Below are 15,439 nucleotides of genomic sequence, written 5' to 3'. Positions count from 1 at the left end.
GTGCCATAGAGATCGCAGCCTAATATCGGGTGGCCAATTTCTTTACTGTGGATGCGGAGCTGATGGGTTCTGCCAGTAATGGGAGTGAAGGCAACGCGGGTTCGCGATGGATTATGCAGGTGGGCAAGAACTTGGTAATGGCTTACTGCGTGTTTGCCCTTGTCAGCGCAAATTTTTTGCAAGGGGAAGTTGCCTGTATCCTTGGCGATGGGAGCAACAATTTCCCCTGAGTCTTCCGCCAAGGTGCCCATAAGTATACTAGTATAGGTTTTTACAATCGTACGGTTTTGAAATTGCTTAGTGAGTAGTGCATTCACTGCCTTGCTCAAGGCAATTAGCATAACGCCGGAAGTACCGAAGTCGAGGCGATGCGCCAAGCATGCACTGGGGAAGTCTTTTACTAAGCGAAAATGGACTGAATCCTTGTTGAGCGGGTTTTTACCCGACAAGCTTAGTAAGCCGCTGGGCTTGTTGATTAGGAGTAGGTGCTCATCTTGAAAAAGGAAGCTTATCTGTTCCTGACAGCTGGGGGCAATGAAATTGTCTCCGGAGTTTGTCATTTAGTTTGAGCTCGTTGGGATCGCCTAATAGTGCGAGTGAGGCCGCGTCGTAATAACCTTAAGCGCGCAGTATACCGATTTTTTGCCGTGCTGGCGGCTCCTGCGTGGCATCGGCCAGATTTTGGCGGTGAAGCAAAGGTGTTAATTGTGGCACTGTAAACGCATAGCTAATTTTATACGGTGCTTGATATGATGGCGGCAACACTGGCGCGACTCCAATAGGGTTTTATACATAACGCTGTTGGGTTTGGTCGCGTGAGTGTCAAGCTGAAAATTTTTAGGCGTATTTTTGCTTATTTTACGGGGATGTTGATATGAATAAAAAAATGGGTCTAGCAAGTGTGGTATTAGCAGCAGCAATGCCACTGGCGAGTATGGCTGAATCCGGCACTATGTATGTGACCGGCCAGTTTGGTAAAACCAGTTACGACTTAGATAGTGGGTCTAATTTCGACGATGAAGACAATGGTTACACTATGGGCATTGGCGTGCGCATGGGACCAAATGTTTCCATCGAGGGAGGCTATGTCGATTTAGGTGAAGTGTCGGGCGGCAATGGTGTTGACTCTTTGTCTGTAGAAACATCGGGTGCATTCGCCGGCTTGGGCCTGTTTATTCCGCTGCAGCCCGGCTTCGAATTGACTGGTCGAGCAGGGCTGATAGCATGGGACTCCGATGCAAAGATGCGTATAGGTGGTGTGTCCTCGAGCGAAAGTGAGGATGGCACTGATATTTACTTTGGTATTGGCGCCGCATTTCAAGTGAGTCGTGAGCTGCATCTGACGGTTGGTTTTGACCGTTATGATATCGATGACACTGACGTCGATATGCTGTCACTGGGTGCGAAGTTCTATTTCGCGCTGTAATGTGCGTTTGAGCTTAACACAGGCGCTGTTTGCGCCTGTGTTATCTACTTCGTGGGTTGATCGCTCAGTTGCAATTGGTATTGAGCTTTAATGTTTTAAAGACTACAGAATTATGATCTTCTAAACTTTTCTCTGGCTCCTCAGCCAGGCTGAGGTTGGGGAAGCGTTTAAATAACTCGCTTAAGGTTAAATAGAGCTGGCGTTTAGCGAGTGCGGCACCGATGCAAAAACGCGGTCCGTAACCAAATAATACATCGGGTTCGAATACCCGCCGAACATCCAATTTCTCTGGCTTGTCATAGTACTCGGGGTTATGGTCTTTTAGGTGGGGCATCATTAAAACCATCTGTCCTTTTTTTACTTCTTGGCCAAGTAATGTCATATCCGCCGGCGCGTAGCGGGCAAAGCCCATTTTAGAGTTACCCGACCAGCGCATAATCTCACTAAAGGCATTAGAAAAGGCATCTGCAGACTCCAGCGCTAATGGAATTTGATCGGGGTTTTTAAGCAATGTGTAAACCGACCATTGTTGGGCAACGAGGGTGGTATCCGCGCCAGCGCCGATCAGGGCCAAAATTAAGGTTATGATATCCCACTCATTGAACTTCTCATTCTCTGCTTCGATTTTAAGCAGGGTACTGAGAAAGTCGCCGTCGACAGGCTCCTTGCGGCGTTCGGCGATGACTTCTTGCAGAATATCGATGGCCTTATTGCTGTCGTCTTGGGCGCGCAGGCGACGCTCTTCGGAGATCGTAGGGTTCCATGTTTCGGTAAATGTCATGGTAACCCGCTTCATGGCTGGCCAATATTTTTCGGGTACACCGATCATTGCGGTAATTGAGATAAAGGGAATATGTCTCGCAACTTCCTCGATATAGTCAAAACTCTCTGGCTGGCCTAATTCATCAAACAGCTTCTGTACGTGGGGCTCAAGGCGGCGCTGAATATTTTCGACCACATTGCGTGAAAACGCCGGCGCAGTGATGCGTCTAACTAGTCGGTGATGACCTTGATCAGCTAGCAGGCTATGGCCAACTAAGGCTTTTTCAAAATTATTCCAATTTTCTTCGGTGGGGCGTGGCGGCGCAAATTCCCAGTCATAGAAGTCCGATGATAAGTATTCTCGCTTCCAGCAATCCATAATGTCTGGCATCTGGGTCATGATCCAAGCCTGCCACGGCGCATACCACACTAACGGTCCGCGCTCGGCAATGGCGAGGCATTGCGGGCCGGGGTTTTCGCTGTATGCCTTTGATGTCGGGTCGAATAGGTCTTCGATCGGGGCTAATTCTGGCAGCGATTGGGGCATGCTAACTTTCCTCGTATTATTTTAGTTAGACAGGTGAGTATGACGCGCAAACGTGCGTCGCCAACTCTAATGATCAAAAAAATATACTACAGTGTAATTATGCACACAAGTTAATTCATGGTTAGGGCGGAGTTAGGTATCGCACTAACTTCGTGTGCTTGAGTTTTGTTGTTTAATATCATATGCCTACGGATTTTTGTGGCTGTTGATTAGGTGTTTTCGAAATCGGTAAGTATATTTCACGGTTACTGGAGATATTTTCCGGATTACACTCATTGTTGAAATCATAAATCTGTTCGGCAATGCGGGGAATGAATGAAGGAGCAGGAAGCGGTCAATGATTTATTGTCGCGCACTAAAGCGATTGTCGAGACTATTGTAGATGGTGTGATTACTATCAGCGACCGCGGCTTGATTGAAACCGTGAATCCTGCAGTAGAAAAAATCTTTGGCTACCGTTTAGATGAGCTCAGTGGCAAAAATGTCTCTATGTTAATGCCAAACCCCTACCAGCGGGAGCATGATAGCTACCTTCATAATTACCTTAGTACTGGCGAAAAGAAAATTATTGGTATTGGCCGCGAGGTGACTGGTCGGCGCAAAGACGGAAGTACTTTTCCCCTTGAGCTTGCGATTAGTGAAATGGAGGTGAATGGCCAGCGAATGTTCACCGGAATTGTCCGAGATATATCGCAGCGTAAGGCCACTGAAGAAAAGTTGCGTGAGTTTTTAGCTCGCACTAAGGCGATACTCGATACGATCGTCGACGGCGTTATTACCATTAGTGACCGTGGCTGTATTGAGACCGTAAATCCTGCTGCCGAAAAAATATTTGGGTATCGTTTGGATGAGCTTAGCGGTAAGAATGTGTCGATGCTTATGCCTGACCCTTACCGGCATGAGCATGACCAATATTTAGAAAACTACCTCCATACTGGGGAAAAGAAAATTATTGGCATTGGCCGCGAGGTAACCGGCTTACGGAAAGATGGCACAACATTTCCCTTAGAGCTGGCCATTAGTGAAATGGAGGTTAGTGGTCAGCGGATGTTTACCGGTATTGTTCGGGATATATCTGAGCGTAAAGAAACCGAAGAGAAGCTACGGGAAGCCATGCGACGCGTGCATGAGCAGCGAATTAAAGACGAGTTTGTCGCAACGGTTAGCCACGAATTGCGAACACCTTTGACGTCAATCAAAGCCTCTTTAGAGCTGATTATTGCTAAGGCGGTGGCGGAGGGGTCGGATCAGGAAAAAATGCTGATCAAAATTGCGCATAAGAACAGTGATCGTTTGTTGTTGTTAATTAACGATATTTTGGATATCTCCAAGATTGAATCCGAAAAGATGAAATTGAATTTTAAGCGGATACTGTTACGCTCATTTTTGGAGACCGCTATTTCAGACAATCAGGCCTATGCTGAAAAACACCATGTAAAGTTTGTGTTATTGAGCTGCCCTAAGAATATTTATATTCATGCCGATCCAGATCGTCTAATGCAGGTAATGAGTAATTTGATGTCCAATGCGGCAAAGTTTTCTTACAGCAATTCACAAATCGAAATACGCGCTGGGCAAAAAGGTGACAATATTCGGATTACGGTTCGCGACAGTGGCCCGGGAATTCCCCTCGATTTTCAGAGCCGAGTATTTGAAAAGTTTACCCAGGCAGATACCTCAGATAAACGTGAAATGAGTGGTACCGGTTTAGGTTTACATATTTCTAAAGCAATAGTTGAACGGCACCACGGTAAGCTTTCTTTTGAATCAGTGATAGGAGAAGGCACGGAATTTCATATTGATTTAACGCGGCAGTTACAGCGGCAAGGTAGCATCCAATGACAGTTTTGGTCGAGCTTGAACGGGTTTTATATATTGAGGATGAGCCCGATATTCGTTTGGTAGCCGAAATAGCCCTGCGCCAAGTTGGCCGTTTGGATGTCGTGACTTGCGCCAGCGGTGAGGAGGGCTTAAGTCTACTTAACGACTTTATGCCGCAGTTGATTATTCTTGATGTGATGATGCCGGGCATGGACGGGCCGCAAATACTTGGGAAACTTAGGCAGTTATCGGCGTTTAAAGATACCCCCGTGGTATTTATTACGGCTAAAGTTCAGCCCGACGAGGTCGAGCAATTTAAAAAATTAGGCGCTGCAGATGTTATTAGTAAGCCTTTTAATCCAATGACCTTAGCTGATGATGTACGGGCAATCTGGGCCAGATGCTATGGGTAGCGATGAACTCAGTAACAATCAAAGTGTCGACGATCAGCTAGCTGAGCTGCAAAAAGAGTACATTGCCAATTTAAGCGAGCGAGTGCAGCCGGTTGTAGTGCTCTGGCAAAAATACATTGCCAGCAACTATGCAGCTGATGTGTTAAGTGACGTATATCGCGGCGTGCATGCTATTGCCGGAACATCGAGCATTTTGAATATTAGTCCTATCGATACGCTAAGTAACAGGGCGCAAATTCAAATTCAGAGTGTGATGCAAGCTGAGGAATTTGATGCCGCTGCCGTTGAGGGTATTGGCGTTATCATAAATGAAATGATACGTGTGGCGAGCTCGGGAGAGGTTAATGCGCCGCCTATAAACTTAAACGGGTAAGCTGCGTTTTTTACCTTCGGCGGCGCACTTCAGTCTTCTACGCGCTCGACGATCTTGGCCTAAGCGCTGTGCATACGTTACTATCTCGGCTTTAATGTATGTTGGGGTGGGTAATTGCCAGTGACACAACTAGGGCGCCGTGAGCGTAAGAAGAAGGCCGTTCGGGAGAATATCACCGAGCAAACCCTGCGGCTAATAGCGCGTTATGGCGTTGAAGGTATTACGATTGATGCAATTTGTGACTGTGTCGATATTGCTAAAAAGACGTTTTACAACTATTACGCATCCAAACACGATTTAATGGTCGATATTTGCCAGTCGGAGTTGTTACAGCGCACCGATGATTTGATCACCGAGGCGATTGCGACGTCGAGTGATTTAGCTGAGCAACTTGATTTTATCATGTCGGTGTCAGCGGCCCGTAACAGCACAGTGAGTAAGCTGGAGCGCGAGCTAATCGGATATTTGGTCGGGTCTTTGTCTACCAACTTAAGTCAAGGTGGCGGGCAGATCGCTTTTATGAATAGTTGCTTTTACCGTCTTTACAGTAATAGTGAGTCGCAGTTAAAGGCTGGTCTTAGTCCGTCATTTTGCGCGGAAATGACGGTGGGTATGGCCAATGCCATTACCCTGAATTGGCTGCATAACGATGACTACAACACCCAAGAGCGTTTTGCGCAATTGCGGAGTTTTATCGTCGACAGCATGCTCGCGCATTGAGCGCGAGTGGCATTTTTTAGATAACACCGTGCGCGGCAGTCTTAGATTGCCCTTGTAGCTGCGCAAGTTTTCCCCTCTGTATCCAAGCGACAGTGGCTCCTCATTAGGGCGTGCTTTGTCCTCTTATTAATGATCCTTAATTCAATTTTTGAAAACCTTGCTTGACCTGCATAGCGAAACCGTATACTTTTTTTACACTACGGTTACCTTTTAGGGCTTATCCTTTTTGGAGGCCTCTGTTGTGCGGGAGAGATGGTATGAGTAAGCGATATGACAAGCCGATTCCACTCGGGTGGTTTGCCATTGGGTATTCTTCAGAGCTCGCGGTGGGGGGCGTGAAGCCGCTGCGTTATTTTGGTCGGGATTTAGTGTTATTCCGTACGGAGGCGGGTGAAGCGCGCTTGTTAAACGCCCACTGCCCACATCTTGGTGCTCATTTAGGACACGGCGGGGTTGTGAAGGGTGAGAGCATTAGCTGCCCGTTTCACGCATGGGAGTTTAATGGCGAGGGCTATTGCACCAAGGTGCCGTACGCAAAGAATATGCCGCCCAAGGTTGATGGCAAGCAGGCCATCGGCCGCTACCCTGTGGTTGAGCGCAATCAAATGATCTGGGCGTGGTATCACCCAGAAGGTGCTGAGCCAAGTTTTGATGTCCATACTATTGCTGAGCTGCACTCGCCAGAATGGACAGAAGTTGACACTTTTGAGTGGGAAATTAATTCGATCATTCAGGAAACTGGGGAAAACGCCGCGGATATTGCTCACTTTGTTACCGTGCACAGCTCACCGGAAATGCCCCAAGGCGTGGTGACTATGGATGGTCATACACGTTGTACCCTGATGGACAGCAAACAAGAGGCAATGGACGAGTTTGGCAATATTGATCGCAGTGGCGAGAATTATGATGAGGGGCGTCTAGAAGCGTGGTCCTATGGTCCTGGTCTAACCTATCAGAAATTTTCTCGGCTATTTGATGTGGTGATGATGGGCACAATTACGCCGATCGATGATCAGAATATTCATATGCGCTTTTGTTTTACCTTGCCAAAGCAGCAAAGCGATGAGCACACCCTCTATGCCAATGCCTTTCGCGATGAAATCGTGCATCAAGTCAATCAGGATATTCCGATTTGGGAAAACAAAGTCTATCTCGAAGCGCCAACCTTGTGTGACGGCGATGGCCCTATTGCGAAATATCGCAAGTGGTTCAAGCAGTTTTATGTGGCCTAGGCCTGACTAATACCCGATCCCGATAAATAATAATGAGGAAATAAAATGACAACGCCTGTATCACCACTGACTGTACCCGGCGAAATTCTCAATTGGCCGATGTTGAAAATCAGTTACTTAACAGATCCGGCCAATATTGCCGCATTGTTGCCGCCGGGTATTGAACCGGGTAAAAGCCCTAAAGTGACAATTACCATCTATAACTTTCCGGTATTGAATGAGCCGGAATACGGCTGTGTTGTGAATGTCGACGCGATATATAACGGCATTGAAGGTGAGTACACCCTCGGTATCGCTATTGATCAGGAGGCCGCAATTTATGGCAGCCACGAGCGTTGGGGGCAGCCTAAATACTTCGGCGAAACCAAGTATTTCCGCTTAATGGACACGATCACTGCCAGCGTCACTCACCGTGGTTACACCTTTTTGGAGTACCAGGGCAAGGTCAGCGGTGTGGGCGAAATTCCGCCGGAATTTGAAACTAATGAGTGGTGGATCAAGTGCTTGCGCGGAGTTGATATGACTGCGGCAGACTACGACTTCCCACCCCATGTGGTGCGCGTGTACAGCAAGTACGGTACGGCATTTATCGAGAAACTTGAGGGCAATTTACGTCTAAATGACAGTCCGTGGGATCCACTTGCAAGCCGTTTACCACCGCGCAGCGAAGTTCAGGCGCATTTGTGGACGCCAGTGTTTTTGGATCGTCGAATTACCTTAGAGGGGCCGTTAGATGTGGAGGGCTTTCATCCCTACGCGGATACCATTGGCGGATCTCGCTGGCCGGGTGAAAACGGCGGGCCTAAGCGGAGTTAATGCTGACTTTAGCTGAATGCTGATGTGCTCGAACGCTGTTTGAAATGCTATATGGCTATCTTCAAGCAGCGTTCAGCAATCTTGCGGGATGGGGCTTAGTACTGCGACTCTGGCATGCCGATAATAATGCCATCCATTTCGTCAGTGACAATAACTTGGCAGCTCAGACGGCTGGTTTCCTGGGGTTCGAGTACGCAGTCCAGCATGTCTGTTTCAGTGCTGTCTGCAGGATTCACTTTGGACACCCAAGCTGGGTCTACATAGCAGTGGCAAGTAGCGCAGCTGCAGCAGCCGCCGCATTCGCCTAAGATGCCATCGATGCCGTTGTCTACGGCCGCCTGCATGACACTTGTACCGGCTTCGGCGTGAACTTCTTTGGTCTCACCGTCGTGAGTTTTAAAAATAATTAAAGGCATGATTTTCTCTCTTACTTTATATTAATTGGTAAAGGCTTCTTTGATGTCGATCGAATCGTCAGCAAGTTTTATTGGATCGGCTGTTTGACCGGTAGTTAGGGCACGTTTACTGGTCATGAACTCTTTAGGGCGATTAACTGCATCGACGGCAATAAAGCGTCCCTCACAGAAATAGAAGGCGGCAAAGCTGCGACTGTTCTCGCTATCGCCGCGAATGATGACTTCATCAAAGCCTTGCGATAAACCGGCAATTTGCAGTTTTAGGTCATATTGATCAGACCAGAACCACGGTAGCGCATTATAAGTCTCAAGTTTTCCGCATACTGTTTTCGCAGCAATTTTGGCTTGGTCGGTGGCATTTTGAACGGACTCAAGACGCAGTTTACGTTGATAAATGGGGTTGTAGTGATTGGTGCAATCACCTGCAGCAACAATGTCGTGATCGTTGGTGCGCGCGTGTTCATCGACCACAATCCCGTTGTCGATGGTAAGGCCTGCGGCCTCGGCAATTTCAATATTGGGGATAACGCCGACGCCAATGATGACCAAATCGGCTGGAATCGTGGTGCCATCGCTAAGACGAACGCCTTCAACGTGCTGTTCGCCGGTGATGGAGTCGACGCCTGCTTCAGTGCGAATGTCCACGCCTTCCTCAGTGTGAACACGGGTGTAGAACGCCGACACCTCTGGTGCGGTAACGCGCTGTAGCACGCGGCTCATCGCCTCTATAACAGTGACAGACATGCCGATTTTGCGCAGCGACGCGGCTGTTTCAAGGCCGATATAACCACCGCCAATGATGACTGCAGATTTACCCTTGCCAGTGAATTTATGGGTTTGCTTAACGTCGTTAAGGTCGCGCATATAGAATACGCCAGCCAGCTCGCTGCCTTTAAAGGGGATTTTCCGTACCCGCGCGCCAGTTGTGATCGCCAGCTTGGTGTAGGCGATTTCGGCATCGTCTTGCAAAATAACTTTCTTGGCGTCGCGATCAATGCGGCTTACGCGGCAGCCAAGTAGAAGGTCGATATTGTTTTTTTCGTAGAAATTGGCCGCGCGAATCAGCAGCTCATCTTCAGTTTTTTCACCAACAAAGAAGGCCTTAGACAGTGGAGGGCGGTGATAGGGCATATAGGGCTCGTCACCAACGATGGAAATTTTACCTTCCCAGCCTTCTTGGCGCAGGCTGGAGGCTAATTGCGCCGCCGCGTGGCTGGCGCCGATGATTATACAATGTTCACTCATAAGCTCATTCTCACTTGGTATTATTCAATTGTGGTGCAGCATTGCCACACTGCCAGTATTGTTGGTATCCAATAGCACAGAGGTGCCTGTCGGGCAGCTCGAACGGCCGTGAAACGACTTTATTACCTAGGCTAACTTGCCGTGAATTATACAACACTGTTGTACCAACAGAAACTGCGCAGCGTATAGCATGACTCGCTAGCGCGGACTTACGCTGGTCGTTAACGATGTTGGTTGCTGCAGCAATCATTGTCTTTATTGGCCGTTGAATGCAGCGGGGCGCTTTTCGGAAAATGCCGCGAGGCCTTCTTCAAAGTCTAGGGTTTGGCCAGCAATTCTCTGCAGCTCGCGCTCATTTTGTAAGGTCATTTCCCAATTATTATCGGTGGCCGCCCATACCGCTTTACGAATCATCCCCAGGGCCTGGCTGGGCCCGCTGGCTAAGGTAAGGGCGATGGTAAATGCTTGTTCTTCAAGCTGCTTATTTTCTACTACGCGGTTGATTAACCCCCATTCTAGGGCTTTTTCCGCGGGGAGGCGATTGCCCATGAGCATCAACTCCATCGTGCGTACACGGCCGATGGCTCTCGTTAATAAATGAGTGGCACCGCCATCTGGAACAAGGCCGATTCGCGAAAAAATTTGCGCAAAATAGGCGGTATCACTGGCTACTACCATGTCGGCCGCTAAGGCGAGTGATGCCCCAAATCCCGCCGCAGCGCCGCGTACCGCGCTAATCCATGGAATATCCAGATTTTTCAGTTTGAGCATTATGGGGTTGAGTTGTTGTTCTAGAACTAAGCCAAGATCCCTGCGGCTAGGATCTTTATCGATGGGGCTTAGGGGATTTTGAGGGTCTAAGGATGCACCTGAGCAAAAGGCGCGACCAGCACCGGTCATTATCATGGCTCGGCTGTTGGCCGCAATGTGGTCAATGGCTGCACTGATCTCGGCAACCATCAGTGGCGTTAGCGCATTTAACTTGTCGGGCGCATTCAAAATCAGTATGCCAACTGATTCGCGCATTTCGACCTGTATTTGCTGAAAATCCATTCGCCTAGCCTTGCTGAAAATGTTGGGTTAGTTGGCGTCCACTCACTGCTGCCATGTGATCGGTGTTGACATTGGCCATAAAATACAAGCCCCGTATTTTGCATGGCTTGGCCGCAATGTTCCATTGCAATTGCAATTTATTCGGCGATTTTTCATGCGTATTAGCAAATCGTAATGTTTTACCGAGGAGTAAAATCGCTTTGCCCTATTGTGGCGCAGTGAGTGTATCTGCTTGATCAGCTGCGATGGTTTAAAAGGCGCTGAGAAAGGCCTTGGCCGTCGCGACAAACATGGCGGTCTCATCGAGTTGATTGGCGGTGGTTGCGGCATTTAGATGAGGGAATTGCGTTGGTGAAAAGGATGGCATTGGGTCTTTGCCATTGACGCGACTCATGGCGCCCAGCATGGCTGAGCCAAACGTTAATTTTTCCATGCCATCAACGACCATCATGCGCTTTTCAACCGGGATATCGAATTTACTTATCCAAAACTCATAGGTCTGCAAAATGAGGTGGCGGGGGAAAAAGTCCATAAGTAGGGGGGCTGCTCGCGGGTGGAGCAAAATAGACTCGCGGATTGAGAGGGTAAGATCGACCAAGGCATCGCGCCAATTATCAAAATGTTCCTCTTCGGAAATGCTCGCCTCCAGCAGAATATATCGGACCACCTCAGCGAGCAATTCGGCTTTGTTCTCAAAGTGATAGTAAAGCGAAGGTGCTTTAACGCCAAGCTCTTGAGCGACTAGCTGTAGGCTCATTCCCGCGATACCTTGGCGGTCTATCACCGATAAAGCGGCTTTAGCGGCGAGCTCTTTAGTAATGATTGGTTTCGAGGGTCTGCCCACGGGGTATCCTTACGTTTTGCACCAATTCAATTGTTATAAGACGCCAAGGTGCTTTGCGATAATCCAATCTCAGAAGTTTAGCAGAATGCTCGGCGGTATCGAAACCCCCTACAATGGCCGCGTCACTGTGGGAGTTTGCTGCGCTTTAATCTATTAATGAGGGTGAAGCCGGACCTCAAGCTTGTTATCCTGCGTCGCCCACCTTGGCCAATGTTATTTGCCCTATGCTTACCGAAGAACAGCAAGCTATTACTAATCATCGCCGTGGCCACGCGCGGGTGATGGCGGTAGCTGGCGCGGGTAAAACCAGCACCATGGTCGCTTATGTGTTGGCGCGGTTGCGCGAGGGCATGGACCCGCGCTTGATTCGGGTCGTAATGTTTAATAAAGCAGCCCAGGAAGATTTTAGTCGTAAATTACGCATGGCGACGGGTGCCGACGCGCTATTGCCTCCTGTGCGAACTTTTCATGCTATGGGGCGAAATTTAGCAATATCCTTGGCGAAGGAAGGGTATATGCCGGCGTTTGATCCCTCGCCGCTGGGTGACGGGCAGACTGGCATTGAAATGCTGAAAGCATTGCAGGCTGCCGCGGGAACGTCGGCGCTGCGCGCCGCCATTCGCGAAGAGCAACAGCAGTGGCTGGATACCTTTGCGGGCTTTGTCGATTTAGTTAAATCGACCTTGGCGGCACCGGAAGTGACTTTCGCCGCTGCTGGCTATGCTGAACAATACCAGTTATTTGTCGAGGCATTTGCGCGATTTGAAAAATGGCGAAAAACAGCAGCGCGGGTCACATTTGCCGATTTTCTTTACGATCCTTGTCGGGTGATTGCCAATGACCCCGCTCTCGCGAAATATTTAGCGAATCGCGTAGAGCTCTTTATTGTTGATGAGTTTCAAGACATTAATGATATCCAGTTTTTCTTGCTTAAGACCCTTGTTGGTGAACGCGCGCAGTTGCAGGTCGTGGGTGACGCGGATCAATGTATTTATGAGTTCCGCGGTGCAAAGCCTGAATATATGCTGAGCTATTTTGGTGATCGGTTTTCTCATCAATCCTACCAGTTGTCGCGCACTTTCCGATACGGGCACCATATCGCATTGGCCGCGGCTCAGTTGATAAATTATAACCAGCGGCGCGATCCGTTGTTGTGTATCAGTGCAAACTCCGTGGCGCCAAGCCATGTTGAACTGTGTTTACAAACCCCAGACGGCGCCGCGTTAGCCCAGGCGTGTAAAGCGCAGCGCCGCGAGGGTTTCAGTTATAGCGATATGGCTTTTTTATGCCGAACTTGGGCGCAGGCTGCGCCGGTCGAATTGGCCCTACTCAAACAGGGTATTCCCAATCGTGTTGTGGGTGGCAGTCGCGTATTAGATCGCAATGAAATAAAGGCACTGCTCACGCTAATCCGTATTATGGATGGCGAATTTGCGCGACAAAATTCGAGTGAGCAGTCTCTCCAGTTATTTGAGCTGTTAAAGTTCTGCGAGTTAAAAATTCGCCACGAGGTATTAAAAGGCTTCGCATCGCGAATAGTCACGACGGGTGTTAATGCCTTGCGCCTATCCGAAGATAGTCTTTCTATCTACCAAGAGCGTCGTCTTCAGGGTGTTGCTGACCTGCTGGAAGAATTGCCGCAGGTGGCGTCGGTTGGGCAAGGTTTGGCGGCGTTTATTAACAAGCTCGACCTGCTTAATGCAATGCGGGATAACGCGCTCAATCGCGAGGACGGTGAAAACCGCGCCGCTACCGTGAGTGCCTTTATTGAATTTGTATCGATGCAGTCAAATCAGGCGCCTCGCGCCATATTGTCTATGTTAGGCGAACTGAGTGATCAGGGTGGTAGCGATGTCACTGGCACAGCAGCGGTAACCATTACCACGATGCACCGCAGCAAAGGCTTGGAGTGGCCGGTGGTGCTACTACCCAACTTAAGCGCTCATTATATGCCCTATCAGGCGGGTACTCGGCGGCGCCAGGAACACGATGATCGGGAAGCGGAGCGGCGCCTGATGTACGTCGCAATGACGAGGGCAATAAAGGTGCTGTATCTCTTTGCACCGGGACTGGATGCCAGTAATGGCTGGCCAATTGGCCAGCGGCCAGACTTGCATCAGCTGCCCAGTCCCTTTTTGGCCGAGATGAATTTGGATTTGGCGGCGCAGATCAGCACCCAGCTTGATGCTGGGGTGAGCCTGTTTGATGTCACCGCCGGCGACGGGGTTGTCCAGCGCTACCTCGACGCGGTCGTTCCTGGGTGGACAGCGAGTGACACCGCGGCGCAACAAGGATTACCGGCACTGGGCGCGTACCTAAAACATGCGGTCTATGGCGTTGGCCGTGTAAGCGATATTGGTGAACTAGGTGTGACACTTGATTTCGCTGGGCAGCAACGCTTTTTTTCGCGCTTACATGCCACGCAGCTGTTCCGCGTGGAGCCGGCGGCGGACGCTAGTGCTGGTGTTGACGCCGCTACGGTGACGGCGGGCTTTGCCGTAGGTGATATTCTCGCCCACGACAAATTTGGTCGCGGCGCGGTACTGGCAATTGACCAGCACACCATTGCCGTCAAATTTAGTGCCGGGCGCAAAACCTTTCGCCTTGCTTTGTTTCAGGCTCAGAAAATCGCCTGAGTAGTAATCTTCGCGAAATAGAACCTTGTCGCGCTGATAGGGTCTGATGAGTGTATGCTGACTTGCGTGCATTCATTCCCGGAGGCGGATATGAACTTCCAAGGTGTAAAATTAGGGCTAGTGCAAATTCTAGCGGTGTCGCTTGTTGCTTGCGCCGTGGTTAAAGACGAGCCGGCCTTGGATGAACGTTTGGCGGAATACGGCTATCGTCCCGGCGAAAGTGTCGACGGCGTTGCCGATTATCAGGTCAGCGATTGGCAGTATCTTGACGACCGCCATCTGATTTTTAGTAACAGTAATGCCGAGCATTATTTACTCAGCTTAAGAAAAAACTGCACTGCTCTGCGCAGTGCTGAACAGCTTGCGTTTAAACCGATTAGTGGCACATTGACGCGTATCGATGATGTGGTTGTGAGTAACTCTGAAGAGTTAGCACACTGCGAGATTGAAACAATCTCTAATGTGTATCCCAGCGAGTAAGTTCAATATCCGCAAACGAAGCGACGCAGAGGTGGCGAGGCGTGTGTTCAATTTCAGCCGTGTCTCGTTGCAACCACGCAGTGTGCATACCCGCTGCCGCTGCGGCCTCTAACTCTTCAACGATATCGGATAAGAATAAAATTTCGCTGGCGGGTTTGCCGATCACCTGTTGAATTTTTTGGTAGGACTCGACCTCGCGCTTGGCGCCGGTAACGGTGTCGAAATAGCCTTTAAAAAAGCGTCTTAAATCTCCGCCCTCGTTAAACTCAAAAAATAGCTTTTGCGCGTAAACCGACCCAGAGGAATATACATAGAGGTCAATACCTTGCTGATGCCAGGCTTGTAGGGCCGTTAATGCATCCGCGTAAATATGGGCCTTGTAGTCGCCATTGCGGTAGCCGTGTTCCCAGACCAAGCCCTGCAAACTTTTAAGCGGCGTGACTTTTTGATCATCGCTAATCCAGCGCAGTAATTGGGCGATGAGTGCCTCTATATCATTGAGGGCAATATTCGCTAAGGCGGCAACGTCCTGTAATGCGCTATTCACTTCCGGCTTAGCGTGATTATTGCGAACAAACTCAGGCAAATTCTTTGCCGCATAAGGGAAGAGCACTTCATGCACAAAGTGAATTGAGCTGGTGGTGCCTTCAATGTC

Annotated in this window: 16 protein-coding genes; 9 read left to right on the top strand and 7 right to left on the bottom strand. The window is 49.3% G+C overall.

Annotated features, from left to right (window positions below):
* On the bottom strand, window positions 1-560 hold a 560-nt coding region (locus tag ABYT30_RS07605; RefSeq protein WP_373095839.1), incomplete at its 3' end, for an RluA family pseudouridine synthase.
* 314 nt (window positions 561-874) lie between these two features.
* Between ABYT30_RS07605 and ABYT30_RS07600 the strand changes: the two genes are divergently transcribed.
* Complete coding sequence (locus ABYT30_RS07600; protein ID WP_373095837.1) at window positions 875-1,426, top strand: outer membrane beta-barrel protein; 552 nt, start codon at window positions 875-877, stop codon at window positions 1,424-1,426.
* Window positions 1,427-1,490: 64 nt separating this feature from the next.
* On the opposite strand, the gene ABYT30_RS07595 is transcribed toward ABYT30_RS07600, so the two are convergent.
* Complete coding sequence (locus ABYT30_RS07595; RefSeq protein WP_373095835.1) at window positions 1,491-2,735, bottom strand: cytochrome P450; 1,245 nt, start codon at window positions 2,733-2,735, stop codon at window positions 1,491-1,493.
* Between the two features lie 315 nt (window positions 2,736-3,050).
* Here ABYT30_RS07595 and ABYT30_RS07590 point away from each other — a divergent pair, with 315 nt between their 5' ends.
* From ABYT30_RS07590 to ABYT30_RS07565, 6 genes are all read left to right on the top strand, one after another.
* Entirely contained in the window at window positions 3,051-4,577 is a 1,527-nt protein-coding gene (locus tag ABYT30_RS07590) for a PAS domain S-box protein (protein ID WP_373095833.1), read from the top strand.
* Window positions 4,574-4,969, top strand: coding sequence for a response regulator (locus tag ABYT30_RS07585; RefSeq protein WP_373082665.1), 396 nt, complete (start codon window positions 4,574-4,576; stop codon window positions 4,967-4,969). The genes ABYT30_RS07590 and ABYT30_RS07585 overlap by 4 nt, the downstream gene beginning before the upstream one ends.
* On the top strand, window positions 4,932-5,342 hold the full coding sequence (locus ABYT30_RS07580; RefSeq protein WP_373095831.1) for a hypothetical protein: 411 nt from the start codon (window positions 4,932-4,934) through the stop codon (window positions 5,340-5,342). Before ABYT30_RS07585 ends, ABYT30_RS07580 begins: the two co-directional genes overlap by 38 nt.
* A gap of 120 nt (window positions 5,343-5,462) precedes the next feature.
* A complete protein-coding gene (locus tag ABYT30_RS07575) occupies window positions 5,463-6,062 on the top strand; it encodes a TetR/AcrR family transcriptional regulator (RefSeq protein WP_373082660.1) in 600 nt (199 codons plus the stop codon).
* Window positions 6,063-6,319: 257 nt separating this feature from the next.
* On the top strand, window positions 6,320-7,294 hold the full coding sequence (locus ABYT30_RS07570) for a Rieske 2Fe-2S domain-containing protein (protein ID WP_373095829.1): 975 nt from the start codon (window positions 6,320-6,322) through the stop codon (window positions 7,292-7,294).
* A 45-nt stretch (window positions 7,295-7,339) separates the two neighbouring features.
* Entirely contained in the window at window positions 7,340-8,110 is a 771-nt protein-coding gene (locus ABYT30_RS07565) for an acetoacetate decarboxylase family protein (protein ID WP_373082654.1), read from the top strand.
* 95 nt (window positions 8,111-8,205) lie between these two features.
* On the opposite strand, the gene ABYT30_RS07560 is transcribed toward ABYT30_RS07565, so the two are convergent.
* The 4 genes from ABYT30_RS07560 to ABYT30_RS07545 form a co-directional block, all read right to left on the bottom strand.
* Window positions 8,206-8,526 (bottom strand): 2Fe-2S iron-sulfur cluster-binding protein, encoded by a 321-nt coding sequence (locus ABYT30_RS07560; RefSeq protein ID WP_373083444.1) that lies wholly within the window; start codon window positions 8,524-8,526, stop codon window positions 8,206-8,208.
* A 21-nt stretch (window positions 8,527-8,547) separates the two neighbouring features.
* Complete coding sequence (locus ABYT30_RS07555; RefSeq protein WP_373083445.1) at window positions 8,548-9,771, bottom strand: NAD(P)/FAD-dependent oxidoreductase; 1,224 nt, start codon at window positions 9,769-9,771, stop codon at window positions 8,548-8,550.
* 255 nt (window positions 9,772-10,026) lie between these two features.
* Window positions 10,027-10,824, bottom strand: a complete 798-nt coding sequence (locus ABYT30_RS07550; RefSeq protein ID WP_373083446.1) for an enoyl-CoA hydratase-related protein — start codon at window positions 10,822-10,824, stop codon at window positions 10,027-10,029.
* Between the two features lie 250 nt (window positions 10,825-11,074).
* Window positions 11,075-11,668: a TetR/AcrR family transcriptional regulator gene (locus ABYT30_RS07545; RefSeq protein ID WP_373083447.1), complete on the bottom strand. Its 594-nt coding sequence runs from the start codon at window positions 11,666-11,668 to the stop codon at window positions 11,075-11,077.
* 224 nt (window positions 11,669-11,892) lie between these two features.
* Here ABYT30_RS07545 and ABYT30_RS07540 point away from each other — a divergent pair, with 224 nt between their 5' ends.
* Both ABYT30_RS07540 and ABYT30_RS07535 read left to right on the top strand, forming a co-directional pair.
* On the top strand, window positions 11,893-14,304 hold the full coding sequence (locus ABYT30_RS07540; RefSeq protein ID WP_373095827.1) for an ATP-dependent helicase: 2,412 nt from the start codon (window positions 11,893-11,895) through the stop codon (window positions 14,302-14,304).
* Between the two features lie 90 nt (window positions 14,305-14,394).
* Entirely contained in the window at window positions 14,395-14,784 is a 390-nt protein-coding gene (locus ABYT30_RS07535; RefSeq protein ID WP_373077723.1) for a DUF6491 family protein, read from the top strand.
* Here the strand turns inward: ABYT30_RS07535 and mtnC are convergent.
* On the bottom strand, window positions 14,762-15,439 hold a 678-nt coding region (gene mtnC / locus ABYT30_RS07530; RefSeq protein ID WP_373095825.1), incomplete at its 5' end, for an acireductone synthase. The two genes, ABYT30_RS07535 and mtnC, sit on opposite strands and share 23 nt — an antisense overlap.

It is taken from the genome of Zhongshania sp., assembly GCF_041623545.1.
Lineage (GTDB): Bacteria > Pseudomonadota > Gammaproteobacteria > Pseudomonadales > Spongiibacteraceae > Spongiibacter.
Note: the sequence above shows the minus strand (reverse complement) of the source record. Positions and strands in the feature narration are given on the sequence as shown.